This is a genomic window from Thermohalobaculum sp., assembly GCF_058622915.1.
This window is the reverse complement of the sequence record NZ_JBZSYN010000122.1, coordinates 1-25,926: the sequence shown is the minus strand read 5'-3', so window position 1 is coordinate 25,926 and position 25,926 is coordinate 1. Positions and strand designations below refer to the sequence as shown.

The 25,926-nt window shown below is 70.6% G+C and carries 19 protein-coding genes, 1 pseudogene and 2 riboswitches; of the genes and pseudogenes, 10 read left to right on the top strand and 10 right to left on the bottom strand.

From position 1 onward, the window contains the following. The 3 genes and pseudogenes from AC32QD_RS09520 to AC32QD_RS09510 form a co-directional block, all read left to right on the top strand. Positions 1 to 212, top strand: a pseudogene (locus AC32QD_RS09520) (C4-dicarboxylate ABC transporter substrate-binding protein); the annotation flags it as partial. A 75-nt stretch (positions 213 to 287) separates the two neighbouring features. Next, positions 288 to 809 (top strand): TRAP transporter small permease, encoded by a 522-nt coding sequence (locus tag AC32QD_RS09515; protein WP_492010252.1) that lies wholly within the window; start codon positions 288 to 290, stop codon positions 807 to 809. A gap of 74 nt (positions 810 to 883) precedes the next feature. Further along, positions 884 to 2,236: a TRAP transporter large permease gene (locus AC32QD_RS09510; RefSeq protein WP_492010255.1), complete on the top strand. Its 1,353-nt coding sequence runs from the start codon at positions 884 to 886 to the stop codon at positions 2,234 to 2,236. A gap of 75 nt (positions 2,237 to 2,311) precedes the next feature. Here AC32QD_RS09510 and AC32QD_RS09505 read toward each other — a convergent pair whose 3' ends face one another. From AC32QD_RS09505 to AC32QD_RS09490, 4 genes are all read right to left on the bottom strand, one after another. Then, entirely contained in the window at positions 2,312 to 2,740 is a 429-nt protein-coding gene (locus AC32QD_RS09505) for a GtrA family protein (RefSeq protein ID WP_492010251.1), read from the bottom strand. A 214-nt stretch (positions 2,741 to 2,954) separates the two neighbouring features. Beyond that, positions 2,955 to 3,917 carry a D-erythronate dehydrogenase gene (gene denD, locus AC32QD_RS09500; protein ID WP_492010250.1) on the bottom strand — a complete coding sequence of 321 codons (963 nt, stop codon included), beginning with the start codon at positions 3,915 to 3,917 and terminating at the stop codon, positions 2,955 to 2,957. Positions 3,918 to 3,926: 9 nt separating this feature from the next. Next, on the bottom strand, positions 3,927 to 5,711 hold the full coding sequence (locus AC32QD_RS09495) for an IlvD/Edd family dehydratase (protein WP_492010249.1): 1,785 nt from the start codon (positions 5,709 to 5,711) through the stop codon (positions 3,927 to 3,929). Positions 5,712 to 5,901: 190 nt separating this feature from the next. Next, positions 5,902 to 6,999 carry an isocitrate/isopropylmalate dehydrogenase family protein gene (locus tag AC32QD_RS09490; RefSeq protein ID WP_492010248.1) on the bottom strand — a complete coding sequence of 366 codons (1,098 nt, stop codon included), beginning with the start codon at positions 6,997 to 6,999 and terminating at the stop codon, positions 5,902 to 5,904. A gap of 99 nt (positions 7,000 to 7,098) precedes the next feature. Between AC32QD_RS09490 and AC32QD_RS09485 the strand changes: the two genes are divergently transcribed. After that, positions 7,099 to 7,386, top strand: a complete 288-nt coding sequence (locus tag AC32QD_RS09485; RefSeq protein ID WP_492010247.1) for a putative quinol monooxygenase — start codon at positions 7,099 to 7,101, stop codon at positions 7,384 to 7,386. Positions 7,387 to 7,483: 97 nt separating this feature from the next. Here AC32QD_RS09485 and gpt read toward each other — a convergent pair whose 3' ends face one another. Continuing rightward, positions 7,484 to 7,987: a xanthine phosphoribosyltransferase gene (gpt, locus tag AC32QD_RS09480; protein WP_492010254.1), complete on the bottom strand. Its 504-nt coding sequence runs from the start codon at positions 7,985 to 7,987 to the stop codon at positions 7,484 to 7,486. 93 nt (positions 7,988 to 8,080) lie between these two features. Next, complete coding sequence (locus AC32QD_RS09475; RefSeq protein WP_492010246.1) at positions 8,081 to 8,722, bottom strand: nucleotide-binding protein; 642 nt, start codon at positions 8,720 to 8,722, stop codon at positions 8,081 to 8,083. 121 nt (positions 8,723 to 8,843) lie between these two features. Further along, positions 8,844 to 8,931, top strand: a riboswitch (glycine riboswitch). 10 nt (positions 8,932 to 8,941) lie between these two features. After that, a riboswitch (glycine riboswitch) is annotated at positions 8,942 to 9,019 on the top strand. A 100-nt stretch (positions 9,020 to 9,119) separates the two neighbouring features. On the opposite strand from AC32QD_RS09475, the gene gcvT reads away from it, so the two are divergent. The 4 genes from gcvT to AC32QD_RS09455 all read left to right on the top strand — a co-directional run bounded on the left by gcvT (position 9,120) and on the right by AC32QD_RS09455 (position 16,071). After that, complete coding sequence (gene gcvT, locus AC32QD_RS09470; protein ID WP_492010245.1) at positions 9,120 to 10,262, top strand: glycine cleavage system aminomethyltransferase GcvT; 1,143 nt, start codon at positions 9,120 to 9,122, stop codon at positions 10,260 to 10,262. A gap of 33 nt (positions 10,263 to 10,295) precedes the next feature. Further along, complete coding sequence (gene gcvH / locus AC32QD_RS09465; RefSeq protein ID WP_492010253.1) at positions 10,296 to 10,655, top strand: glycine cleavage system protein GcvH; 360 nt, start codon at positions 10,296 to 10,298, stop codon at positions 10,653 to 10,655. Between the two features lie 7 nt (positions 10,656 to 10,662). Then, entirely contained in the window at positions 10,663 to 13,524 is a 2,862-nt protein-coding gene (gene gcvP, locus AC32QD_RS09460) for an aminomethyl-transferring glycine dehydrogenase (protein ID WP_492010244.1), read from the top strand. Positions 13,525 to 13,647: 123 nt separating this feature from the next. After that, positions 13,648 to 16,071, top strand: coding sequence for a Lon protease family protein (locus tag AC32QD_RS09455; RefSeq protein ID WP_492010243.1), 2,424 nt, complete (start codon positions 13,648 to 13,650; stop codon positions 16,069 to 16,071). Positions 16,072 to 16,089: 18 nt separating this feature from the next. Here the strand turns inward: AC32QD_RS09455 and AC32QD_RS09450 are convergent, their stop codons facing one another. From AC32QD_RS09450 to AC32QD_RS09435, 4 genes are all read right to left on the bottom strand, one after another. Next, positions 16,090 to 16,665, bottom strand: a complete 576-nt coding sequence (locus AC32QD_RS09450) for a tetratricopeptide repeat protein (RefSeq protein WP_492010242.1) — start codon at positions 16,663 to 16,665, stop codon at positions 16,090 to 16,092. An 85-nt stretch (positions 16,666 to 16,750) separates the two neighbouring features. Then, a complete protein-coding gene (locus AC32QD_RS09445) occupies positions 16,751 to 21,145 on the bottom strand; it encodes a translocation/assembly module TamB domain-containing protein (protein ID WP_492010241.1) in 4,395 nt (1,464 codons plus the stop codon). Further along, positions 21,145 to 23,034, bottom strand: a complete 1,890-nt coding sequence (locus tag AC32QD_RS09440) for an autotransporter assembly complex protein TamA (protein ID WP_492010240.1) — start codon at positions 23,032 to 23,034, stop codon at positions 21,145 to 21,147. Before AC32QD_RS09440 ends, AC32QD_RS09445 begins: the two co-directional genes overlap by 1 nt. 160 nt (positions 23,035 to 23,194) lie before the next feature. Next, the gene (locus AC32QD_RS09435; protein WP_492010239.1) at positions 23,195 to 24,037 is read right to left on the bottom strand and encodes a universal stress protein; all 843 of its coding nucleotides are present in this window, start codon (positions 24,035 to 24,037) and stop codon (positions 23,195 to 23,197) included. A 182-nt stretch (positions 24,038 to 24,219) separates the two neighbouring features. Here AC32QD_RS09435 and AC32QD_RS09430 point away from each other — a divergent pair, with 182 nt between their 5' ends. Both AC32QD_RS09430 and AC32QD_RS09425 read left to right on the top strand, forming a co-directional pair. Then, complete coding sequence (locus AC32QD_RS09430; protein ID WP_492010238.1) at positions 24,220 to 25,194, top strand: zinc-dependent alcohol dehydrogenase family protein; 975 nt, start codon at positions 24,220 to 24,222, stop codon at positions 25,192 to 25,194. Between the two features lie 73 nt (positions 25,195 to 25,267). Next, on the top strand, positions 25,268 to 25,926 hold a 659-nt coding region (locus AC32QD_RS09425), incomplete at its 3' end, for an ATP-dependent metallopeptidase FtsH/Yme1/Tma family protein (protein WP_492010237.1).

The window sequence follows — 25,926 nt, the reverse complement described above, 5'->3', positions numbered from 1 at the left end:
ACCTCGCGGCCTATGCCGGCTACTGGCGTGCGGTGCAGTACACCGACTTCACGGTCAAGGGCCTCGCCGAGCACGGCATGGTCGTGACCGAGCCGGGCCCCAAGCTCAAGGCGCAGCTCAAGGAGATCGGCAAGAAGATGGCCGACGAGTGGATCGCCAAGGCCGGCGCGACCGGCAAGGCCATCATCGAGAAGTACCGGGCGATGCAGTGACCGGCGGGCGGCCTGCGGCCTCGCCCCTCCCCCGGCGGGGAGGGGCCCGGCCTTCCGGCTGATCGGCGCCGCGCGATGCTCAGGGCAGTGAGGCGCACGCTCGATGCGCTCTACCTCGCCGGCGGCGTCGCCGGCGGCGTGTGCATGGTGCTGGTCCTCGTCGTGATCGTGGCGCAGATGGTGGCGCGCTGGAGCGGGCTGGTGTTCCCCGGCGGGCCCAGCTATGCCGGCTATGCCATGGCCGGGTCGTCCTTCCTGGCGCTGGCCTATGCGCTCAACAGGGGCGCGCATGTGCGCGTCTCGCTCCTGCTCGCGGCGACCGGCCGGCACCGCCGCTATGCCGAGATCTGGTGCTACGGCATCGGCGCCGCGATCGCGCTGTTCTTCGCGCGCTACGCCGTCCGGGCCGACATCTGGTCGTGGAAGCTGCACGACGTCAGCCAGGGCCAGGATGCCACGCCACTGTGGATTCCGCAGATCGTCATGTCGATCGGCGCCTGCCTGCTGGCGCTGGCCATGGTGGACCACTTCGTGCGCGTGCTGCTGACCGCGCACCCCGGCCACGACGAGCCCAACGTCACCGAGGGGGAGGGCTGAGCGTGTTGGCCGAGGACCTGCGCGGGCGGCTGGCCGGGTTTGCCATCATGGCCGTCTTGGCCGGCGGCGGCTGGATGGTGCTGCAGTATTTCGGCATCGACAGCGTCTGGGCGAAAACCGGGGTGTTCCTGTTCGTGCTGTTCTTCCTGCTCGGCACCGGGGTCTGGATCGGGCTGGCGCTGATCGGGGTCGCCTATATCGGCGTCGAGGTGTTCACACCGCGCCCGGCCGGGGACGCCATGATCACCACGATCTGGTCGACCTCGTCGAGCTGGGGCATCACCGCCCTGCCGCTGTTCATCTGGATGGGCGAGATCCTGTTCCGCACCCGGCTGTCGGAGGACATGTTCCGCGGGCTCGCGCCCTGGATGCAGCGGCTGCCGGGGGGGCTGTTGCACACCAACGTGGTGGGCTGCGCCATCTTCGCCGCGGTCTCGGGCTCCTCGGCCGCGACGCTCTCGACCATCGGCAAGATGTCGATCCCCGAGCTCAGGCGGCGCCACTACCCGGAGTTCATGACCATCGGCACGCTGGCGGGCTCGGCCACGCTGGGGCTGATGATCCCGCCCTCGCTGATCCTGATCGTCTATGGGGTGACGATCAACGAATCGATCACCAAGCTGTTCATCGCCGGCATCCTGCCGGGCCTCACGCTGGCGGCGATGTTCATGGTCTATGTCGCCGTGTGGCACTCGCTGTGGCGCGGCGGACAGCCCGACCGGGACCCCGACATGAGCCTGCGCGAGAAGCTGTGGAACTCGCGCTTCCTGGTGCCGGTGCTGTGCCTGGTGGTCGCGGTAATCGGCTCGATGTATCGCGGCTATGCCACGCCGACCGAGGCCGCCGCGATCGGGGTGCTGGGCTCGCTCACGCTGGCCTGGCTGCAGGGCAGCCTGACCTGGGGCAGCTTCTCCGACAGCCTGATGGGCGCGGTGCGCACCTCGGCCATGGTCGCCTTCATCCTGATGGGCGCCTCGTTCCTGACGCTCAGCATGGGCTATACCGGGCTGCCCCGGGCGATGGCCGAGTGGATCGCCTCGCTGCACCTGTCGGTCTACACGCTGATCGCGGCGCTGACCGTGTTCTACATCATCGTCGGCTGCTTCCTCGACGGCATCTCGGCGGTGGTGCTGACCATGGCGGTGGTGCAGCCGATGGTCGACGTGCCGGCCTTCCGCGAGGCCGGGTTCTCGATGATCTGGTTCGGCATCTTCCTCGTGGTCGTCGTGGAGATGGCGCAGATCACGCCGCCGATCGGCTTCAACCTGTTCGTGCTGCAGGGGCTGACGCGCCACCCGATGAGCTACATCGCGCTGACCGCGCTGCCGATGTTCCTGATCATGGTGCTGATGGTCGCCGTGCTGGTCGCCTTCCCCGAACTGGCCACCTGGCTGCCCGAGACCGCACGGCACGCCGTGGTGCCCTGAGGCATCCGCGTCGCCACGCCAGCCTGACTCGATTTGGCGTGGGCCATTCGTTGGCCCCGTGGGGCCGGCCCGGCCTCAGCCGGCGCGCGGCGCGCCGCGGTAGTGGTGGCTGTCGCGGAACACCCAGTACTTGCTGATCGTGAAGATGGCGAGCGGCGTGATCACCAGGATGCACACAAGGCCCCAGTAGTCGCTGAGCCCCAGCACCCCGGTCAGCAGGTCCACGCCGCCGGTATTGACGCCGAGGCCGACCAGCCGCGCCACGCCAAAGCGCCAGGCGGCCCGCGCCGGCGAGCGCGCGCTGCGGAAGGTCCAGTTGTAATGCACCGTGAACGAGACCAGCGTGCCCAGGGCGAAGGCGATGACGCTGGCAAGCACCGGCCCGGTCCAGCCGAGCCGCACCAGCAAAAGATAGCACAGGCTCTGCACCACGGCGCTGGCGCTGCCCCCCACGGCAAAGCGCGTGAGGTGGCGAAAGAAATCCGTGATCCGATCGAGCCACATTGCGTGCCGGTCTCCCCTTTGCTCGAACAACGACGCCGTGCGCGGTCAGGATGACCTGTTCGCAGCGGATGTCGAGCGCCCGCCCCAGCAGCGGCCGAAATCGCCGTCGGCCGGTGCGGCGCGCGAAAACCCTTCACATGAGAAATGACGTAAAAGCAATACCTTACGGATTTGTGCAATGTGCACACCCCGAAAACTCGGGCCGGCAGGCGGGCTAGCGCGCCACGTCGTCCTCGAGGAAGAAGCGGATATTGTCCTCGAAGCTCTCGTCGGCCACGAAGCCAAGCTCGAGCGCCTTTCGGGGCCGGAAATGCGCCTTCCAGCCAAGCACGATTCGCTGCAGCTCCGGGTCGGGCTCCCAGCGGATCAGCTCCGCCGCACCGTCGCCCGCCATCCGGCGCATGGCCTCGACCATGTCGCCGATCCGGTGCGTGCGGCCGGGCAGCGCGAAGCAGCGGTTCCGGCCCAGCGCGGCGCCCTCGATCTCGGCGGCGTGGATCAGGTTCTCGACGCAGCGCCGCGGCGAGAGATAGTAGTGCTCGTAGCTCTCCTCGACCGGGCACACCGCCGCCTTGCCCTGCAAAGGCTCGCGGAAGATCGAGGACATGAACCCCGACGCCGCCTTGTTCGGCCGGCCCGGCCGGATCGAGATGGTGGGCAGCCGCGGGCCGCGCCCATCGATGAAGCCGCGCCGCGAATAGTCGTTGAGCAGAAGCTCGCCCGCGGCCTTCTGGGTGCCATAGGAGGTCTGCGGGTTGAGCATCGTCCAGTCCTCGATCGGGTCGGGGATCTCGCCGCCATAGACCGCGATCGAGGAGGTGAAGACCACGACCGGCACGGTGTCCATGGCGCGTGCGGCCTCGAGCACGTTCAGCGTGCCCGCGAGGTTGATCGCCATGCCGAGGTCGAACTCGGCCTCGGCCTGGCCCGAGACGATGGCGGCGAGGTGGTAGACGACGTCCGCGCCCTCGGCCACAAGCCGGTCCAAGGCGGCCCGGTCGGTGATGTCGAGGCGCCGCAGGGAAACCGGGAACGGCGCCTCGATGGGCGCCGGGTCGATCACGTCGGCGAGCGTGAGCTGGGCGATCTCCTGGCCGCGCAGCCGGCCGCGCGCGGCCAGCGCCCGCGCCAGCTTCTGCCCGATCATGCCGCCGCCGCCGACGATGGTGATGCGCATGGGCCCCCCTCAGTGATTGTCGCGCGGCAGCTGGCGCGAGGTACGCCTGTAGGCTGTGGCGAAGTCGAGGCAGCCGCCCTCGGAGAGCTGCCCGACATGGGCACGGTAGAATTCCTGCCACGGCGTCTGGTTCTCGAGCTGGGGCGGCGTCCACGCGCGGCGGCGTGCCTGCCACTCGTCATCGGGCACCAGCGCGTCGAGGCGGCGGTGGGGGATGTCGAGCCGCACCCGGTCGCCCGTCTGCAGCAAGGCAAGCCCGCCGCCGACGGCAGCCTCGGGCGAGGCGTTGAGGATCGAGGGGCTCTCAGAGGTGCCCGACTGCCGCCCGTCGCCAACCGTGGGCAGATGCACGATGCCCTCGCGCAACAGAGCATCGGGCGGCTGCATGTTCACCACCTCGGCCGAACCGGGATAGCCCACCGGGCCGACATAGCGGATGAACAGCATGGTCTGGGCGTCGATGCCCAGATCGGGGTCGTTGATCCGGGCGTGGTAGTCCTCCGGGCCCTCGAACACCACCGCCTTGCCCTCGAACACGCCCTCCGCTCCCGGCGTCGAGAGGTACCGGCGGCGGAAGTCCTGGGAAATCACCGAGGTCTTCATCAGCGCCGAGTCGAACAGGTTGCCGCTCAGCACCAGGAAACCGGCGTTCTCGCGCAGCGGGGTCTCCACGGGGCGGATCACCTCGTGGTCGGCGCTGCGCCGGCCCGCGAGGTTCTCGGCCACCGTGCGGCCCGTGACCGTCGGGGCGTCGCCGTGGATCAGCCCCGCGGCCAGCATCTCGCCCATCACGGCGGGCACGCCGCCCGCGCGCTGGAAGCTCTCGCCCAGATATTTCCCGGCGGGCTGCATGTTGACCAGGAGCGGCAGCGCATAGCCCTGCGCCTGCCAGTCGTCGATGCCCAGCTCCACGCCCGTGTGCCGCGCGATCGCCTGGATATGCGGCGGCGCATTGGTCGAGCCGCCGATGGCGGTGTTCACCCGGATCGCGTTCTCGAACGCCTCGCGCGTCAGGATCGCCGAGGGCCGCAGGTCCTCGCGCACCATCGCGACGATGCGCCGGCCCGTGGCATAGGCCATCTCCATGCGCTCGCGGAAGGGCGCGGGGATGGCGGCGCAGCCCGGCAGGCTCATGCCCAGGGCCTCGGCCAGCGCGTTCATGGTCGAGGCCGTGCCCATGGTGTTGCAATGGCCCAGCGACGGCGCCGAAGCGCAGACGCGGTTCATGAACTCGTCGTAGTCGATCTCGCCCTCGGCCAGCAGCCGCCGGCTCTCCCACACCACTGTGCCCGAGCCGGCGAGCCGGCCGCGCCACCAGCCGTCCAGCATCGGCCCGCCCGACAGCACGATGGCCGGCAGGTCCAACGTCGCCGCGCCCATCAGCATCGCCGGCGTGGTCTTGTCGCAGCCGGTGGTCAGCACCACGCCGTCGATGGGATAGCCCTGCAACACCTCGACCAGGCCGAGATAGGCGAGGTTGCGGTCCAGCGCCGCGGTGGGGCGCTTGCCGGTCTCCTGGATCGGGTGCACCGGGAACTCGATCGGCACGCCGCCCGCGTCGCGGATGCCCGCCTTGACCCGGTCGGCGAGGAAGACGTGGATCTTGTTGCACGGCGCGAGGTCCGAGCCGGTCTGGGCAATGCCGATCATCGGCCGGCCCGACTGCAGCTCGTCGCGCGTGTAGCCCTGGTTTTGATAGCGCTCGACATAGAGCGCGGTCATGCCGGGATTGTTCGGATTGTCGAACCACTCCTGGCTGCGCAGCGCGCGGTTGGCGCGGGTATCGTTCGTCATGCGGGTCGTTTCCTGAAATGCGCGCTTATTTCGGCCGGCCGCCAACTTTAGATCGACTTAGCGGAGGCACGGATCAGCGGTCAAGCAAGAGGGCACGATGACCCGGATCGGCGGGCCCGGCAGGACCAACGCCTGACTCCGGCGCCGAGCCACCGTCGCATACCGGCAAAAACAGGGCACCGCGCCGGGCTCAGTCCGTCTGCCTCTCCAGCACCGCCTCGACGGCGGCGAAGACGGCCGCGGTGCCGGCGTCGCCGCCGAACTCCGGGGTCCTCAGACTGCCCCCGGCGAAGGCGGCGTCGACGGCGCGGCGGATCAGCGCCCCGGCGCGCCCGGCCTCGGGCACGGCCCTGGTCCTGCCCAGCCACTCCAGCATCATCGCGGCCGACAGGATCATCGCCGTCGGGTTGGCGCGCCCGGCGCCGGCAATGTCCGGGGCCGAGCCGTGGCAGGGCTGGAACAGCCCGTGCTGGTCGCCGATATCGGCCGAGGGCGCATAGCCCATGCCGCCGATCAGCCCGGCGCCGAGGTCCGACAGGATGTCGCCGAATATGTTCTCGGTGATCAGCACGTCGAGCTCCCAGGGCCGCTGCACCAGCGCCAGGGCGCAGGCGTCGATGTAGAGGTGCCCGGCCGGGACCCGTGGGAAGGCCCGGGCGCGGACGTCGAAGATCTCGCGAAACCAGGCGAAGGCGCGGAACACGTTGGCCTTGTCGACGCAGGTGGCCCGCCCACTGCCGCCCAGCGCGGCACGCTCGGCGGCGAGGTTGAGGCCGAAGTCGTGCAGCCGCTCGGTGGTGGCCCGGGTCAGCACCATGGTCTCGGTGGCGCGCTCGCGCGTGACCTCGCCGCGGCCGTGCGACGCGAACAGCCCCTCGGTCGACTCGCGCAGGATCACCAGGTCGATGTCGCGGGCGCGCGGATCGGCCAGCGCCAGCGGCACGCCCGGGATGGCGCGGATCGGCCGCACCCCGGCATAGAGGCCAAGCGCGAAGCGCAGCTCGAGCTGGGGCGAGATCTCGGTGCCGTCGGGGTAGCGCACCTCGGGCAGGCCCATGGCGGCGAGCAAGATGGCGTCCGCCGCGCGCGCGCGCTCGAGCGCGCCGGCGGGCAACGCCTCGCCGTGGTCGCGGTAGTGCGCGGCGCCGGCGGCACAGGTCTCGAAGTCCAGGCCGAAGCCGCCGGTCCGGGCCGCCGCCTTGTCGATCAGCGCGAGCGTCGGCGGCGTGATCTCCGGCCCGATGCCGTCACCGGGGAAGACGGCGATGCGGAAACGGGGCTCGGGCATCGGCGGACTCCCGCGGCTTCTCTCGGGCACAGCGCGCAGCTAAACGCTGTTGAAGCGGGATTCGCCGCGCGGAGCAACAGCAAGAACCGGAGGGAGCGCATGTTCGCCGTCACCGTCACCTTCGAGGCCGCGCCGGACGCAGCCGACGCCTTCCTCGCCCGGGTCCGCCGGCAGGCTGCCGACAGCATCACGCGCGAATCGGGCTGCCTGCGCTTCGACGTCTGCACCGATCCCGGGCGACCCGGGCGCGTGTTCCTCTACGAGCTCTACGCGGGGACGGCGGCTTTCGAGGCACACCTCGCCAGCCCCCATTTCAAGGCCTTCGACCGCGAGGTCGCGCCGATGCTGCGCGACAGGCACATCGAGACCTGGGAACTGCGCCCGTGACGTCGTCCGCGATGGCACCCGGCACAATCGCCATAACGGCGCCGCGGCCGGCCGCGCCGGGTCGCGCCCGTTCAGAGCGCCCGCGGTGCCGGACAGCTCAGGCGGTGCCGCGATAGGGCTCGACATACATCAGCGCCATGTCCCAGGGAAAGAAGATCCAGGTGTCCTGGCTGACCTCGGTGATGAAAGTCTGCACCAGCGGGCGGCCCTTGGGCTTGGCATAGACGGTGGCGAAATGCGCCTTCGGGTAGAGCCGGCGCACCACCTCGAGCGTGCGGCCCGTATCCACCAGGTCGTCGATCACCAGCACCCCCTCGCCGTCGCCGATCGAGGCGTCGGGGGCCTTGAGAAGCTCGGCCTCGGCCCGGGTCTGGTGGTCGTAGGACTTCACGCAGATGGTGTCGACATGGCGCACGTTGAGCTCGCGCGCCACGATCGCGGCAGGCACCATGCCGCCGCGCGTGATGGCCACGATCGAGCGCCAGCTTCCCGCCGGCCCCGGGCCCTCCTTGTCCAGCCGCCAGGCCAGCGCCCGGCTGTCGCGGTGGATCTGCTCCCAGGAGACGTGAAAGCCCTTCTCGTGAGGAAGCTTCTCGGTCATCGCCGACCCTTTCACCGCCATTTCCCCGTCCCGGCGAGCGCCGCCCCCCGGCGCCGGTTTACATGTCGCAGGCGGCGCCGCGCAATCCCCGGCTCACCGCCCCAGCGCCGCCGCCAGAGCGTCGGCGAGCGCGGCGATCTCCTCGGCCGCCTTCGAGCTGCGCGCCGTCTCACTGACCCCGGCGCCGCGGGCGAACGCCTCGGCGAAGGCGGCGCGCGTGCCGATGCGCGGGGCCAGGACGGGGGCGTCCTCGGCGAGCAGCGCGGCGACCGCGGACTCGGCGGCCCGGCCGCGCGGCGGCACCCGGTTGAGCACCACGCCATGGGCCGGCCCGGCGCGCCGGGCCATCTCCAGCGTCGCTCTGCTGGCCCAGACATCGGCCATCGCCGGCTGGCAGGGAATCAGCGCGAAGTCGGCCGCGCGCATGGCGCCCTGGCCCAGCACGTCGGCCGAGCCGGGGGCGTCCACGAACACCAGGTCGGCCGCGCGCGCGGCATCGCGGATGTCGGTGCGCGCGCGCCAGTCGGCGCTCTCCACCAGCGCGATCTGCCCGGCCGCGCCGCGCCGCGCGCGCTCGGCGAACCAGGCGGCGGTGGTGCGCTGGGGATCGAGGTCGATCAGCGCGATCGTGGGAGCTGAATCGGCCGAGATCGCCAGATGCGCGGCAAGCTGGGTCAGCAGCATGGTCTTGCCCGCGCCCCCCTTCTGCTGCGCGAAGAGTATGACCTTGCCCATTACCTAATGCCCCCCGGTGCCCGGAATCGGTTACCTTGCACTGCACAATATACAGGCCGGCCGCGCCGATCCATGAAGAATGCACGGGCTTGCCACCGGCGCGGCCGGCGCATTACGCTGGCGCCACCCCCCGGGAGAGACCGGCCCGCGCCGGCGCCGAAGGAGCAACCGCCCCGGAACCTCTCAGGCAAAAGGACCAGGGGGCGCGTGTAATCCGGGCACGGGCACTCTGGAGAGAGGTGCGCCAGCACCCGCCGACGGGATAACGTTCTCAGGCGAAAGGACAGAGGGGGCGCGGACAGGTGCGGGGGCCGCCCGACGGAACCCTCTCGCGACATCTTGCGCCGGAGCCTGTGTCACCGCAGACTCCCGGCGCCGCAGCCAGGGAGGACGCGACGTGGCGGAAAGCGAGATCCTGAAGACGACGCCGCTGCATGCCCTGCACCTCGAGCTGGGGGCGCGCATGGTGCCCTTCGCCGGATACGAGATGCCGTTGCAGTACCCGCCCGGCATCCTGAAGGAGCACCTGCACACCCGCGCCGCCGCGGGGTTGTTCGACGTCAGCCACATGGGCCAGCTTGCCCTGCGCCCGGGCTCGGGCGACCCGGCGGATGCGGCGCGGATGCTCGAGCGGCTGGTGCCGGTCGACCTGGTCGGGCTGCGCCAGGGGCGGCAGCGCTATGCGCTGTTCACCAACGGGGCGGGCGGGATTCTCGACGACCTGATGGTCGCGAACCGCGGCGACCACCTGTTTCTCGTGGTCAACGCGGCGTGCAAGGAGCATGACGAGGCGCATCTTCGCGAGAACCTGGCCAAGCACTGCACGCTCGAGCGGCTGGACGACCGCGCGCTGCTGGCGATCCAGGGCCCGGCGGCGGCCGGGGTGCTGCAGGCACTGGCGCCCGACAGCGCGGGCATGCGCTTCATGGATGTGTGCGAATTGCTGATCGACGGGGCGCGCTGCATCGTCTCGCGCTCGGGCTACACCGGCGAGGACGGGTTCGAGATCTCGGTGCCCGAGGACGCGGCAGTTACCGTCGCCCGGGCCCTGCTGCGCCACGAGGCGGTCGCGCCCGTGGGGCTCGGCGCGCGCGACTCCCTGCGCCTCGAGGCCGGGCTGTGCCTCTATGGCTCGGACCTCGACACCACGACCTCGCCCATCGAGGCGGCGCTGGAATGGGCGATCCAGAAGGCGCGCCGGGCAGGCGGCGCGCGCGCCGGCGGCTTCCCCGGCGCCGAGCGCATCTTCGACGAGCTGGCCCACGGCCCGCGCCGCCGCCGGGTGGGTCTGAAGCCCGAGGGCCGCGCTCCCGTGCGCGCGGGCGCGGCGCTGTTTTACGGCGAGGCCGACACGGCGCCGATCGGCAAGGTCACCTCGGGCGTCTTCGGCCCCAGCGTGAACGCGCCGGTCGCCATGGGCTATGTCCAGTACGACCATGCCGAGGCGGGCACGCGCCTGTTCGCCGAAGTCCGCGGCAAGCGTCTGGCCGTCGAGGTCGCCGAAATGCCGTTCGTCAAACCGAACTACCGGCGCGGCTGAGCCCGCCGAGCAACACGAGGGAGGAGAGAAATGCTGAAATACACCAAGGACCATGAGTGGCTGAAGATCGAGGGCGACGTCGCCACCGTCGGCATCACCGAGCACGCCACCGAGCAGCTCGGCGACCTGGTCTTCGTCGAGCTGCCCGCGTCGGGCGCCAGCTTCGCCGAGGGCGACACGGCGGCGACCGTGGAGTCGGTAAAGGCGGCCTCGGACGTCTTCGCCCCGCTCTCGGGCGAGATCACCGAGTCCAACCAGGACATCGTCGACGACCCCTCGATCGTGAACCAGGACCCGACCGGCAAGGGCTGGTTCTTCAAGATCAGGTTGTCCGAGCCGGTTCAGGCGGACGCGCTGATGGATGAAGCCGCCTACAAGGCGATGATCGAGTGAGGCGCGCATGACCGAGCCGAAATACGAGCCCTACGACTTTGCCAACCGCCGCCATATCGGGCCCTCGGTGCCCGAGATCGGCGAGATGCTCGACACCGTGGGCGCAAAGAGCCTGGACGACCTGATCGACCAGACCCTGCCCGGCGACATCCGCTGGAAGGACCGCCTCGAGTTCGGCCCGCCGCTGTCCGAGCGCGGCGCGCTCGACCGGCTGCGCGAGACGGCGCGGAAGAACAGGGTGCTGACCTCGCTGATCGGGCTGGGCTATCACGGCACCATCACGCCGCCGGCGATCCAGCGCAACATCCTGGAGAACCCGGCCTGGTACACCGCCTACACGCCCTACCAGCCCGAGATCAGCCAGGGCCGGCTCGAGGCGCTGCTCAACTTCCAGACGCTGGTGACCGACCTCACCGGGCTGGAGATCGCCAACGGCTCGCTCTTGGACGAGGCCACCGCGGCCGCCGAGGCGATGGGCATGTGCCACCGCCAGGCAAAGTCGAAGGCCGGCGCCTTTTTCGTCGACCATCACGCCCTGCCCCAGACCATCGGCGTGATCCGCACCCGCGCCGCACCGATGGGCTGGGAGGTGATCGTCGGCGACCCGTTCGAGGACCTGGAGCCCGACAAGGTGTTTGGCGCGCTGTTCCAGTACCCCGGCGTCAACGGCGACTTCCACGACTTCGCCGACGTGATCGCCAGCCTGCACGAGGCCGGCGCGATGGCCGTCATGGCCGCCGACCCGATGGCGCTGACGCTGCTCAAGCCGCCGGGCGAGATGGGTGCCGACATCGCGGTCGGCTCGATGCAGCGCTTCGGCGTGCCCATGGGCTATGGCGGCCCGCACGCCGCCTACATGGCGACCAAGGACGAATACAAGCGCTCGATGCCCGGCCGCCTGGTGGGTGTCTCGATCGACAGCCACGGCAACAAGGCCTATCGCCTCGCGCTGCAGACCCGCGAGCAGCATATCCGGCGCGAGAAGGCCACCTCGAACATCTGCACCGCACAGGTGCTTTTGGCCGTGATGGCCTCGATGTATGCCGTCTTCCATGGCCCGCGCGGGCTCAGGACCATCGCCGAGCGCATCCACCGCAAGGCCGCGCGGCTGTCGGACGCGCTCGAGTCCATGGGCTTCAACGTGCAGCCCAAGGAATGCTTCGACACCGTCACCGTCGAGGTCGGCCCCTACCAGGGCCTGATCCTGAAGAACGCGGTGGACAACGGGCTCAACCTGCGCGCCGTGGGCGAGCACCACATCGGCATCACCGTCGACGAGCGCACCCGGCCCGAGACGCTCAAGCGCCTCTACCTCGCCTTCGGCGGCTATCACCTGGAATACGACACGGCCTACCCCCAGTACCGGCTGCCCAAGGCGCTGATCCGGGAGTCCGAGTACCTCGTGCACCCGGTCTTCCACATGAACCGGGCCGAATCCGAGATGACCCGCTACATGCGCCGGCTGGCCGACCGCGACCTGGCGCTCGACCGGGCGATGATCCCGCTCGGCTCGTGCACCATGAAGCTCAATGCCACCGCCGAGATGCTGCCGATCACCTGGCCCGAATTCGCCGAGCTGCACCCCTTCGCGCCGCGCGAGCAGGCCCAGGGCTATGCCGAGCTGATCGACGACCTCTCGGCCAAGCTGTGCACCATCACCGGCTTCGACGCGCTGTCGATGCAGCCCAACTCGGGCGCGCAGGGCGAGTTTGCCGGGCTGATGACCATCCGCGCCTGGCACCGCAGCCGCAATGAGGCGCACCGCGACGTCTGCCTGATCCCCTCCTCGGCGCACGGCACCAACCCGGCCTCGGCGCAGATGGCCGGCATGCGCGTGGTGGTGGTCGGCACGCGCGAGAACGGCGACATCGACGTCGAGGACTTCCGCGCCAAGGCGGGGCAGCACCGCGAGCAGCTTGCCGCCTGCATGATCACCTATCCCTCGACGCACGGTGTGTTCGAGCAGACGGTGCGCGAGATCTGCCGCATCACCCACGAGCACGGCGGTCAGGTCTATCTCGACGGCGCCAACATGAACGCCATGGTCGGGCTGGCGCGGCCGGGCGACATCGGCGCGGACGTGTGCCATCTCAACCTGCACAAGACCTTCTGCATCCCGCATGGCGGCGGCGGCCCCGGCATGGGGCCGATCGGGGTCAAGGCGCATCTCGCGCCGCTCCTGCCCGGCCACCCGGTGGTCCCTCCGGCCGAGGGCCTGACCGAGGGCCCGGTCTCGGCCGCGCCCTTCGGCTCGCCCGGAATCCTGCCGATCTCCTGGGCCTACTGCCTGATGATGGGCGGCGCGGGGCTGGCGCAGGCGACCAAGATCGCCATCCTCAACGCCAATTACATCGCGGCCCGGCTCAAGGGGCATTTCGACGTGCTCTACAAGGGACCGGGGGGCCGCGTGGCGCATGAGTGCATCGTCGACACCCGCCCCTACCAGAAGTCGGCCGGGGTGACGGTGGACGACATCGCCAAGCGCCTGATCGACTGCGGCTTCCACGCGCCGACCATGAGCTGGCCGGTCGCCGGCACGCTGATGGTCGAGCCCACCGAGTCGGAAACCAAGGCCGAGCTCGACCGTTTCTGTGATGCGATGATCGCCATCCGCGAGGAGATCCGCGCCATCGAGGCGGGCGATCACACCGTCGAGCAAAGCCCGCTGCGCCACGCGCCGCACACGGTCGAGGACCTGGTGAGCGAATGGAACCGCCCCTACAGCCGCGAGGAGGCCTGCTTCCCGCCCGGCGCCTTCCGGGTGGACAAGTACTGGCCGCCGGTGAACCGGGTCGACAACGTCTATGGCGATCGCCACCTGGTCTGCACCTGCCCGCCGATGGAGGCCTACCAGGACGCGGCCGAGTAGGGCGAAAGACGCGGCGGGCGGCCCCGCCGGCCGTCCCGGGCGCGACCCGGGACCTCGCAATGCTTGCCGGGCCCCGGCGCGCGGCCGGGGCGGCGGAGCGTTGCTGATCGAGGAGTGCGCCTCATGGCCCCCGTCCCCGCCCTGACCTGCGACCGGCTGTTCCGCGGCTCCGACCCGGAGGCGCTGGGCTTCGAGACCACCGCCGACCTCGAGCCCGCGGGCGGGCTGATCGGCCAGGACCGCGCGCTCTCTGCGCTCGAATTCGGCGTCGGCATCCGTGCCAGGGGCTTCAACATCTTCGCCCTCGGCGCCCAGGGCTCGGGCCGGCACAACGCCGTGCGCCGCTTCATCGAGGGCCGCGCCGCCGACGAGCCCGCACCCGACGACTGGATCTATGTGCACAACTTCTCCGAGCCCTACCGGCCCCAGGCGCTGAGGCTGCGCAACGGCGACGGGCCGCGGCTGGCCAGGGAGCTCGACGAGGTGGTCGAGCAGCTCAAGGGCACCATGCCCGCGATGTTCGAGGCCGACGAGTACCGCGACCGCCGGGGCGCCATCGAGCGCGAGTTCCAGGAGGCCCGCCAGTCCGAGTTCCACAAGCTCGCCGAGAAGGCCGAATCGCAGAACCTGCGCATCGTGCAGACCCAGCAGGGCATCACCATCGTGCCGCTTCAGGACGGCGAGCCGATGGACCGCGAGGCCATCGAGAGCCTGAGCGACGAGGAGCGCGGCAAGATCGAGGAAAAGATCAAGGCGCTGGGCGAGGAGCTGGCCCAGACCATGCGCGGCCTGCCCGCGCGCAACAAGGAGATGCGCAAGCGCGTCACCGAGCTCAATCGCGAGATGGCCGAGATGGCGGTCAGCCGGGCGATGGACGACATTCCCGACGAGTTCCACGAGATGGAGGGCGTCGGCGCGCACCTGCGCGAGATGCGCAAGGACCTGGTCGAGAACGCCCAGGCCTTCCTGCCGCAGCAGGACGAGCAGGGCCCGACGCCGCCGATCGACCTGCGCTTCAACCGCTATCGCGCAAACCCGCTGGTGCGCAGTCTTGACAGTGAGAAGGGCGCGCCGGTGATCTATCTCGACGCGCCCGAGGTCGGCTATCTCGTCGGGCGCATCGAGCACATCCCGCACATGGGCGCGCTGCTCACCGACTTCACCCAGATCAAAGCGGGCGCGCTGCACCGGGCCAATGGCGGCTACCTGCTGGTCGACATCGAACGCCTCGTCACCTCGCCCTTCGCCTGGACGACGCTCAAGCGCTGCCTGCGCGCGCACGAGATCGTTATCGCCTCGCCGATGCTGGGCACCTCGACCATGACCGCGGTGACGCTCGAGCCCGCGCCGATCCCGCTCGACGTCAAGGTGGTGCTGTTCGGCGACCGCGAGATCCTCTACATGCTCGCCGGGCTCGACCCGGACTTCTCCGAGCTGTTCAAGGTCGCCGCCGAGTTCGACGACGTGTTCCCGCGCGACGCCGAGGCCGAACGCGCCTTCTGCCGCCTGATCGCCGGCATCGCCCGCGACGAGGCCGAGCGTCCGCTGACCGCGGCCGCCTGCGCCGCGGTGATCGAGCGCGCCGCGCGGCTCGCCGACGACGCCGAGCGCCTGACGCTGAGGATCGGCTGGCTCGCCGACCTGGTGCGCGAGGCCGACCACTGGGCCGGCAAGGAGGGCGTCGAGGCGATCGACGCGGCGCAGATCCACAAGACGGTCGCGCAGCAGATCCACCGGCTCGACCTGGTGCGCGAGAAGCTGCAGGAATACATCACCCGCGAGACCGTGCTGATCGACACGGCGGGCGAGGCCGTCGGCCAGATCAACGGCCTCGCCGTGCTCTCGGCGGGCTACATCACCTTCGGCCGCCCCAGCCGCATCACCGCGCGCGTGCGCATGGGATCGGGCAAGGTCGTCGACATCGAGCGCGAGGCGAAGATGGGCGGCCCGATCCACTCCAAGGGCGTGCTGATCCTGTCGGGCTTCCTCGCCGCCCGCTACGCGCCCGAGGCGCCGGTCTCGCTCGCCGCCACCCTGGTCTTCGAACAGTCCTATGGCGGCGTCGACGGCGATTCCGCCTCGATGGCCGAGCTGGCCGCGCTGCTCTCGGCCCTGGCCGGGCTGCCGATCCGCCAGGACCTCGCCATCACCGGCTCGGTCAACCAGATGGGCGAGGCGCAGGCGATCGGCGGCGTGAACGAGAAGATCGAGGGCTTCTTCGACATCTGCGCCGCGCGCGGGCTCACGGGCAGTCAGGGCGTCGTGATTCCGGCGGCCAATGTGAAGAACCTGATGCTGCGCAGCGACGTGGTCGACGCCTGCCGCGCGGGCAGCTTCCACGTCCACGCGGTCGCCCATGTGGACGAGGCGGTGGAGCTGCTGATGGGCCGCGAGGCCGGCGCGCGCGGGCCGGATGGCCGCTTCTCCGAGGCGAGCGTCAACCGCCTCGCGGAGGACCGCCTGCTTGCCTTCGCCGAGCAGCGCCGGCGTTTCGCCGCGCATGACGACAAGCATGAAGAGAAACACGACGGGGCCGGGACCGGCTGAGACCCCGGAGTCCGGGGCTCAGGCCCGCGGCGGCACGGCGAGCAGCAGTGCCGCCGCCATCAGCCGGCGCGTGTCGTCGAAGACCGCCGGCCTCTCCGCCTGCCAGCGCGCGGCGAGCCGCGCCGTGACCGGCGCGTCCGCCTCCAGCGCCGCCAGAGCCGTGCCGGTCGCCCGCGCCATGCCGGTCATGCGAATGCGCATGTTCTGGCGAAAGGTCTCGAGGTGGCGCGCCTCCATCGCCCGCTCGAGCCGGGCCGAGCGGCTGCGCCGGGCGATCCGCATGCCCGCGATATAGCCCTCGACCCCCGCCCACTGCGCCCGCGCCCGGGCATAGCGCCGCCGCGCCCGCGCCTCGCGCCCGACCAGCCGGTCGACCAGTGCAAGGTTGGCCAGCGTCGTCGCGCGGCGCGGATCACCGCGGCGAAAGCCCAGCGCCGCGACCCACCGGGCGCGGCGGAAGAGGCGCGCCGCCGCCGCGACCTCGCCCGCGGCGAGCCGCGCATTGCCGGCCTCCTGCAGCCGTTCCCAGGCGCCGTCCGCGCGGCGCCAGCCGGCAGCGGCGCGGGCCCTTTCACCTCCCGGAGACATGTTCACCGGCACCCCTCCTCATCCCGCGCGTCCGCCGCTCTCACCCGGCGCGAACGCGACGGCGCTCTGCCCGCGCCGCAGGCCGCCCCGCTCAGAAATCCTTCTTCAGCGTGATGCCGATGTTCGAGCTGCCCTGCGGGCTGATCTCGCTGTCCACGGTCACGTTCTTGAACACCTGAACCTCGACGGTCGCCGCGGTGCTCTGGCCCGACAGCCCCTGCTTGGCGCCGATGAAAACGCGCTTTCCGATATTGCGCCCCACCGTCACGCTTGCGGTGTTGAGCGAACTCCCCCCGACCCGAAGCATGTCGAGCCCGGCCGTCTGGCGCAGCGTATTGAGCAGCCCGCCGCCGCCGCCGCCCATCAGACTCGCGATGCCGGCCCCGAGCTGCAACGCCTGCGCCCCGGTCAGGGACTGGCGCGACTGGCCGAACAGCAGCCGCGGCATGACCTCGGACTCGGGCAGCCCCTGGGTCGAGGAGAAGCTCAGCTTGGGGTCCGAGGCACGCCCGCCGATGACGATGCCGCCGGTGACGTTGTCGTTCTCGGCCTGCAGATAGACATCGAGCCCGGGATCGATCTTCTGGCCGCCGTCGAAGGTCACGGTGCCGCGCTCGAGCTGGAAGGTGCGGCCCAGGAGCTGGAGCTGCCCGCGCACCTTCTCGACCTTGCCGGTCACCACCGGACTGGCCGCCGAGCCGCCGACCGAGAGGTGCATCCTCCATTCGGAATCGAGACCGCGCCCGCGCACGAAGATGTCGCGATTGGCCGAAACCGTGAGGTCGAGGCTGATCACGCCCCCGCCGCCGGTCTTTTTCTTCTTTTTGGGCTGGCCCTTCACGCGGATGCCATTGAGCGTCACGACATTCGGCGGCAGGGCGTCGACCAGCTGCACCTCGGCCTTGTCCACGTGCAGCTTGCCCTTGGCCGACAGCCTGTTGAGCGGCCCGGAGACCGAGACCTTGCCGCTCACCGCGGCCTTCACGTCGTCGCGACGCACCAGCACCGCGCTGTCGCTGGTCGCGCTGAGGTCGAGCCTGGCGGGGCTGGCGCCCAGGTTCAGGCTGCCCCGGGCGCTGACCTTGCCGCCGGCGCCGTCATTGGCGTCGAACGTGACCTTGATGTTCTTGCCCTGCGAGATGTCGGTGCCGATCTTGACGTTGGTCAGGATCGTGCCGAGGGCGAGGTTCTGGAACTGGCCGTTCTGCACCTCCGCCGTGCCGGTGATGCGTGGGCTGTTGACGGTGCCGCCGATCTTGAGGTCGATCACCGCCTGTCCGTCGAGAATGCTGCCTGGCAGCGGCACCAGCGCCCACAGATCGCCGATCCTGCCCTTCCAGCTGAACGCGCCGTCCAGCTTGCCGCCCGGCGGAATTGCGGGCAGGCGGCCGGCACGGGGCCTCAGCGGCATCGACAGGTGCGCGCGGATCGGCTCGCCGAAATCGCCCCGGATCTCGAGCTTGGCGTCGTGCTGCGCCCCGTCCCAGTTGGCGCTGAGGTCGGCGTCCAGCGTGCGTCCCGCCGCCTGCGAGCCCTGGAACACCACCTTCCTGAACTTGGCCGAGATCTTGGCCTTCGCGCTGCCCGGCCGCGTGTCGAAGACGGCGCTGGCATCGAGGCGCCCGGCGCTGACCCGCATCGAGGTCCAGCGGCCGATCAGCCCCAGCGGCAGCTGCTGGATCTTGAGGTTGCCGGTAAATCCGGCCGGGCGCATCGCGGCGTCGCCGCTCAGGCTGCCGTTCTGCGGCAGCGAGACCGCCAGCCCCTTGGCCTCGAACAGCCCGCCGCCGATCCTGAGCGAAAGCGGCCGCTCGAGCTTCACGGTGTCCGGGCCGGCGGTGATCTGGGCGCGGCTCAGCGTCACCTCGGCCGGGCTGACGGAGGCCTTGGCGCGGCCCGCCAGTGCGATTTTCAGGTCCTTGTCGCCGATCTTGCCATTGGCGTTCGCCGCGAGGTCGAGCCCGCCGAGCGGCCCGCGCGCCGTGGCCTTGAACGCCGCCAGCGAGACCGACCCGGCGCGCGCGCTGTCAGCCGTCAGCTTGAGGTCGACGCGCGGCGTGCCGCGCAGGTCGCTCACCGTCAGGTTCAGCGCGGCGCCTTTCGCCTCGGCGCCGGCGCTGGCCAGGCGCGGCGCCTTCAGGGCCACCCGGGCCTGCTGGCGCCCGCCGGCCGAGGACAATGTCACCGTCCCGTTCGCACTGCCCGAAAGCGCGGTTCCGGCGACCTTGCCCAGCGGCTTGAGGTCCGGCACCGAGAGGTCGAAGGACCCGTCGGCCAGCCTGGTGCCCAGATCGACGGTCGCGTGCCCCGAGAGGCTGGCGCCCATCAGCTGCGCCTTCACTTGGGAAAGCGTCAGCGCCTTGCCCTCGAGCCGGAAGCGCGTCTGCGCGCCGGCGCCGCCGAACCGGCCACCGCTCACGTCGAGCGACAGCTGCCCCTCAGGCGCCGCGCCCAGCGTCACGTCGTGGCTCAGCGTGATGTCGCCATAGGAGGTGCCGGCCGCGCTCGCGCCGCTCAGCGTCACCTTGCCGCGCACCTGCGGCGCGGTGAGCGACCCCTCGGCCTTGCCGTTCGCCGCGAGCGCGCCGCTCGCCTTCACGCCATAGGCCTCGGCCAGGGGAGCCAGCGCGGGGACCGTGAGCGTGTAGTCGAGCGCCACCGTCTTTTGCGTCAGCCCGACCGTGCCCTTCGCCCCGGCGGCGACCACCGGCGAGGTCAGCCGCAACTTGGACAGATCGAGCGTGCCGCCCGCGATCGTGCCCTGCGCAACCAGCCGCGCCTGGGGCGTCAGCGACGGCGGCACCCGACCCAGGCTGAGCTCCCTGCCGTTGCCGGTCAGGTCGAAGGAGATGCGCGAACCGGTGCGCGACACCTGGCCCTGGAGCGAAAGCTCGTGCGCCGCGGCGCCCGACATGGCGAAGTCGGCGAGCGTCACGGTGAGATCGGCGCTGGCCTTGCCCGCGGCCAGCCTGAGATCGGTCGAGGCGGCCGCGCTGCCCTTGACCTGCATGCCGTAGGCCGCCGCGACCGGCGCCAGCTTGGGCAGGCGCAGCTTCACGCTCAACTCGCCGCTCGACTTGCCGAGGTCATAGCTCCCCGCGGCATCGGCGCCGAGCGCGTCGGACTGGAGGCTCGCCCGGCTGAGCGTCAGCACGCGGCCGGCGAACGTGCCCACCGCCTCGAGCCGGGCCTGGCCGATCACGTCGGGTCCGACCCGGGCGATGCGGATCCCCTTGCCCTGCCCGGCGAGGTTGAACTCGTAGCCGCCCGCGCTCTGCGCGACCTGGCCGTCGAGGCTGAGCGAGCCGATATCCGCTTGCGCGGTCGCGAGGCCCTCGAGCCCGAGCGTGCCCTTGGCCGCCAGCGCACCGGTCGGCCCGGTCACCGTGCCGTCGAAGGTGAACCGGTCGAACGCCACGCCGTGCACCAGCTTGGCCAGCGGCGCCAGCGCGGTGAGCGAGACCTCCAGATTGCTGCCGCCCGTCGAGCCGGTGGCCAGCGCCCCCGAGGCGGTGAGCTGCACCGCCCGCGAGGCGAGCTTGCCCGAGACCACCTGGATGCGGCCGTCGGGCTGCTGCACCACGTCGGCGTCGAGCTGCGCCCCGTCGCCCAGCACGGCCTTGAGCCTGGGGCTGAGCTCCGGACCCGGCGTGGCCGTGAAATGCGCCTTGGCGTTCAGGCGCTTGCTGTAGTCGAAGGTGGCGTTGCCCTGCGCCGTCAGGACGTGCTCGACCGCCGCGTCCAGGTTGACCTTCCAGTTGTCGATGGTGCCGTCCGCCTTCAGGTCGAGCTTGGCCGGCGCGTCGGCGGGCAGCCCGGCGGTCGCCGCCACCAGCCCGCCCGGCGCCTCGTGCCCCAAGACGTCGAGCTTCAGCGTGCCAGCCTTGAAGTCGCGGTGCAGCAGCAGGTGGAAGCTCCCCTGCACCTGGTCGGTGCGCGTCAGCGTCGCCTCCACCTCCTGCACGTCGCCCTGGTCGATCGCGTGGCCCGTGGCCTGGAAATCGACCGCCTGGGCCAGCACGCCCTTGGCCAGGTGACCCTTCTCGATGCTCACGTTCTTGACGCTGACGTCGATCGGCGCGCGCGGCCAGCCGAAGGGGCCGTGGTTCAGCGGCTTCTGCGGCTTCAGCGTGGGCCGCTTGGCGCTCTTCGATGGCAGGCGCTTGACGTCGAGGCCGATCAGCTTGAGCCGGGTGATCGACAGCTCGCCCGAGAGCAGCTTGGTGGGCTCCCAAGCGAAGTTCAGCTGATCGATGGTCAGCCACACGCCCTCGTTGTCGGAGACCTTGACGTTGACCAGGCTGGTGCCGCCGTTCGGCAGGTCCTTGATCGAGCCGGTCGTGATCTCGAACGAGCCCGGCGAGCTGATCTGGTCGAGCGCCAGCTGGATCAGCTTGTTCTTGATCGAGAACAGCGAGGTGTCCGCGCTCGCCGGGGGCGCGGCGAGCAGCGCGACGAGCGCCAGCATCGCGGCGAGAAGGCGCATCAGAAAGCCTGCCCTATGGAAAAATAGACCTCGAAGGGGTTGTCCGCCCCGCGCGGGTTCAGCGGGAACGCCAGGTCGACGCGCACCGGGCCCGCGATGGTATGGTAACGCAGCCCGACGCCCGCCGCCACCTGCACGCCGGCCGAAAAGTCCGGATACATCTGGGTCGAGACCGCACCCGCATCGGTGAAGATCACGCCGCCGAAATTGCCGAACAGGTGGGCGCGGAACTCCAGGCTGCCCTCCAGCGCCGAGCGGCCGCCGATCGGGTCGCCGTTCTTGTCGAGCGGGCCGACGAAGCGGTCCTGGTAGCCGCGCACCGAGCCGCCGCCGCCGGCATAGAGCCGATGCGTCGCCGGAATCGACTGGAGATCCGAGGAAATGATCGTCGCCGCGCGCGCCCGCGCGGCCAGGACGTAGGTCCGCTTCTTGTCGAGGGGCAGGTAGTACGAGCCCTTGTTGTCGATCACCAGGAACTTCGTGAGCCTGTTCTCGAACACGCCCGCGAAGGGCGTCGCCTCCAGCCGGTAGCGGCCGCCCGTGGTCGGATTGAGCAGGTTGTTCGAGCCGTCATAGTCGAGGAAGAACGGCGTGCCGAACAGCAGCGCCTCGCCCTTGTCGCCGTTGTCGTTGATGCGGCTGGCCTCGATCAGTCCCTTGAGCCCGCCCTTCCAGCGCTCGCCGACCTTGCGCTCCAGCCCGCCGGACAGGCTGACGATCATCGCCTTGTAGGCCTGGTCGTTGGTGTGCGTGAAGGTCAGGTCGCCGACCAGGTCCTGCTGCGGCTGCAGGTACTGCGGCTTGCGCAGCCCGATCCCGACCGTCTGCTCGACCAGGCCACCCTGGGCCTGGACCAGCAGGTGCTCGTTGCGCCCGAACAGGTTGCGATGCTCGAAGCTCGCCTGCGCCGATGGCCCCACATCGGTGTCGTAGCGCAGGCTGCCCGAGATGGTGCGTGGCGGGCGATCGTTGGCCTTCACGGTCAGCGGCAGCGGCGGCGGCGTCTTGCCGTTCGCGGGGCCGGTCGCGGGCGGCTTCGCCGGCGGCAGCACCGAGACGGCGTCGAACAGCCCGGTGTCGAACAGCCGTTTCTGGTAGGTGCGCAGCTTCTTGGCGTCGTAGGTCGCGCCAGGCGACCAGGGCACATAGGTGCGCAGGTAGCTCGGCTTGACCGAGTGCACGCCGTCGAAGGTCAGATCGCCGAAGGTGTAGGCGCGCCCGGCATCGATATGGCTCGTGACCTCGAGCGTCGCCGCCTTGGGATTGGCCACGCCGTTGCGGCCCTTGAACTCGGCATAGGCGAAGCCGCTGCGCTTGAGCTTGGCCACGGCGGCCGCCTCGGCGCCGACGATCGCGGCGGCGCGGGCCTGCTTGCCCACCGGCGAGCCGAGCTTGGCCGCGTCGAGCGCGGGCGGCGCCACCGGACCCTGATGCGTCACGTCGAACACCTGCCGGGTCAGCGTGTAGGCCGGCCCCGGCTCGATGGTGAAGATGACCTGCGCCTTGCCGGGCTTTTTCCCCGAGGCCTTGGCAGAGGCCTTGTTGGAGGTCTTGGCGGAGGCCGCCTTGGGCGCGGGCATCTCCACCGCGGTCTCGACCTTGGCCGAGTAATAGCCGCGCGAGTGCAGGATCTTGATCAGCGTGCCGACGTCGTTCTCGGCCCGGCGGCGCAGGAAGGCGATGCTCGCCGCGCCCTTCTTCATGTAGCGCCAGGTGTCGAGCGACTGCTTTGCCAGGCTGGCGACATCGCTCGACGGCGCGCCCTTCAGCTTGGCGGTGTAGCTGACCGAGGTCTGGGGAATCGAGAACTTGACCTGCCCGAACTCGCCCTTCCCCCCGGAGCAGCCGCCGGCGAGAACGGCGAGGACGACACAGCCGACCCTGACCATGGCCCCGCGCGGGCGACGCCGGGACGGCATCGATGATTGCATTCCGCTCCCCGAATCGCTTGGCCCGCGGGAATGCCGCGGGCCTACCGCGAACTAGGGGAGCCCCCCCGCGTCGTCAACCCGCGGGCCGGGAAAGCGCACCACGCAGCAGGGCCGGCCCTCAGTGCGCCAGCAGCAGCGGCACCTCGCTCTTGCGCAAAAGCTCATGGGTGACGCCGCCGAACAGCATCTGGCGCAGCCGCCAGTGGCCGTAGCCGCCCAGGACGATCAGGTCGGCGCCGCTTTCCTCGGCGTGCCGGAGCAGACGCTCGCCCACGCTCAGCCCGCTCGAGGTGAGCTGGTCGACGCTGACGTCGCGCGCATGCCGCGACAGCGCCGCGCCCAGATCGGCGCCGGGCTCCTCGCCATGCGCGCTGTCCCCGGTCGCCGGGTCGACCACGGCGATGTGCACCGCCTCCGCCGCCTCGATGAAGGGCATTGCGTCGCCGACCGCGCGCGCCGCCTCCTTGCGCGGCGACCAGGCGATCATCACCCGCTTGCCGAAGGCGCCGCCCGACCAGGCGGCCGGCACCACGGCCAGCGGCCGGCCCGACTCGAACAGCACGCCCTCGAAGACCTTGAGCAGCAGCGTCTCCTGCGGCCCCGCGACAGGCTGGCCCACCAGCGTCAGGTCGGCATAGCGCCCATCGCGCGCGGCGACCTCGGAGACCGCCGCGGGCACCCCGGTCTCGCGCGCGACGCCGCCGTCGTGGCCGGCCTGCGCCAGCCGCTGCTCGGCCGCCTCGGCGACCTCGCCGGCCAGCGCGCGCACCCGCTCCAGGTCCTCGAGATAGACATCGGCCGCAACCTCGCTGCCGATGCCGTAGTAATAGGCCGGCTGCTCCAGAACGGCGCGGGCCGCGAGGTGCGCGCCGTGCGTCTGCGCCATGGCGATGGCGGTCTCGAGGCGCCGCGGCGAGGCCTCGGAGTCATCGACGAAGACAAGCAGGCTCTTGAGCGACATGGCTGCGTTCCCTTTCCTTCGCATCCGGGGCCTTCCCTCGGCTGCAAACTGCACCACGGCCGGGCGCGCCGCCTTGCGCTGGGTCAAACCGGTTCTACCCTTGACCGTGGTCAAGGCGGCTTCGACGCCATGCTACGATAGACCGTGCGTCGAGCCAACGAGAGGTGCGCGCGATGCGGGCGATGGTGCTGCGCGAACAGGGCAAGCCGCTCATCGAGGAGCAGCGCGCCGCGCCGCGCCCCGGCCCCGGGCAGGTGGCGATCGAGGTGTCCGCCTGCGGCGTGTGCCGCACGGACCTGCACGTGGTCGACGGCGACCTGACCGAACCGAAGCTGCCGCTCATCCCCGGCCACGAGATCGTCGGCCGTATCGCGGCGCTGGGCGCGGGCGTGAGCGGCCTCGCCACCGGCGACAGGGTCGGCGTGCCCTGGCTCGGCCACAGCTGCGGCGCCTGCCCCTATTGCCGCATGGGCCGCGAGAACCTGTGCGACGCGCCCGGCTTCACCGGCTACACCATCGACGGCGGCTATGCCGAGGCCTGCGTCGCCGACGCGGCCTATGTTTTCGCGCTGCCCGAGGGGCCGGAGGACGCCGAGCTGGCGCCGCTGCTGTGCGCCGGGCTGATCGGCCACCGCTCGCTGAACATGGCGGGCGAGGCTGCCTGCCTCGGCCTCTACGGCTTCGGCGCCGCGGCGCACATCGTCGCCCAGGTGGCGCGCTGGCAGGGCCGGCGGGTGTTCGCCTTCACCCGGCCCGGCGATGCCGCGGCGCAGGACTTCGCGCGCAGCCTCGGCGCCGAGTGGGCCGGCGGCTCGGACGAGGCCCCGCCCGCCGAGCTCGACGCCGCGATCATCTTCGCCCCCGTCGGCGCGCTGGTCCCCGTCGCGCTCAAGGCGGTGCGCAAGGGTGGCAAGGTGGTCTGCGGCGGCATCCACATGAGCGACATCCCGGCCTTCCCCTACGCGCTGCTATGGGGCGAGCGTGTCGTGCGCTCGGTCGCCAACCTGACCCGCCGCGATGCCGAGGAATTCCTCGCCATCGTGGCAAAGGCCGGCATCCGGACCCATATAGAAACCTTTGAGCTGGCCCGGGCCAACGAGGCGCTGGACCGGCTGCGCAGCGGCCGCCTGACCGGGGCCGCCGTCCTCGTGCCTTGACGGGAGATCTCGTATGCCACCGCGCTCGCCACGTTCACCGCAGCCCAATCGGCGCAAGTGGAAATATCCGGGCATGGGCGGCAACCAGTTCAACATCTGGTACGCCATCCTCGCCATCTTCGCGGTGCTCGTGTTCCAGAGCATCTGGCAGACCTCCAGCACCACCGAGCAGATCCCCTACAGCCAGTTCGAGAGCCAGCTCGAGGCCGGCAAGATCGCCAAGGTCCAGGTCGGCACGCAGGAGCTGCGCGGCACCTACAAGAAGGCGCAGAAGGGCAAGACCGGCTTCGTCACCGCCCGTGTCGGGCCCGACATCGCCGCCAAGCTGAAGAAGTACGACGTCCAGTTTTCCGGCACGGTCGAGAACACCTGGCTGACCACGCTGCTCTCCTGGATCGTGCCGGTTCTGGTATTCGTCGCCGCCTGGCTGTTCATCTTCCGCAAGTTCGCGCAGAACCAGGGCGGCCTGGGCGGCGCCATGTCGATCGGCAAGAGCAAGGCCAAGATCTATGTCGAGAAGGACACCAAGGTCAGCTTCGACGACGTGGCCGGCGTCGACGAGGCCAAGGAGGAGCTCGAGGAAATCGTCGACTTCCTCCGGGATCCCGAGGAGTACGGCCAGCTCGGCGCCCGCATCCCCAAGGGCATCCTGCTGGTCGGTCCGCCGGGCTGCGGCAAGACGCTGCTGGCCCGCGCCGTGGCCGGCGAGGCACGGAGCATGTTCTTCTCGGT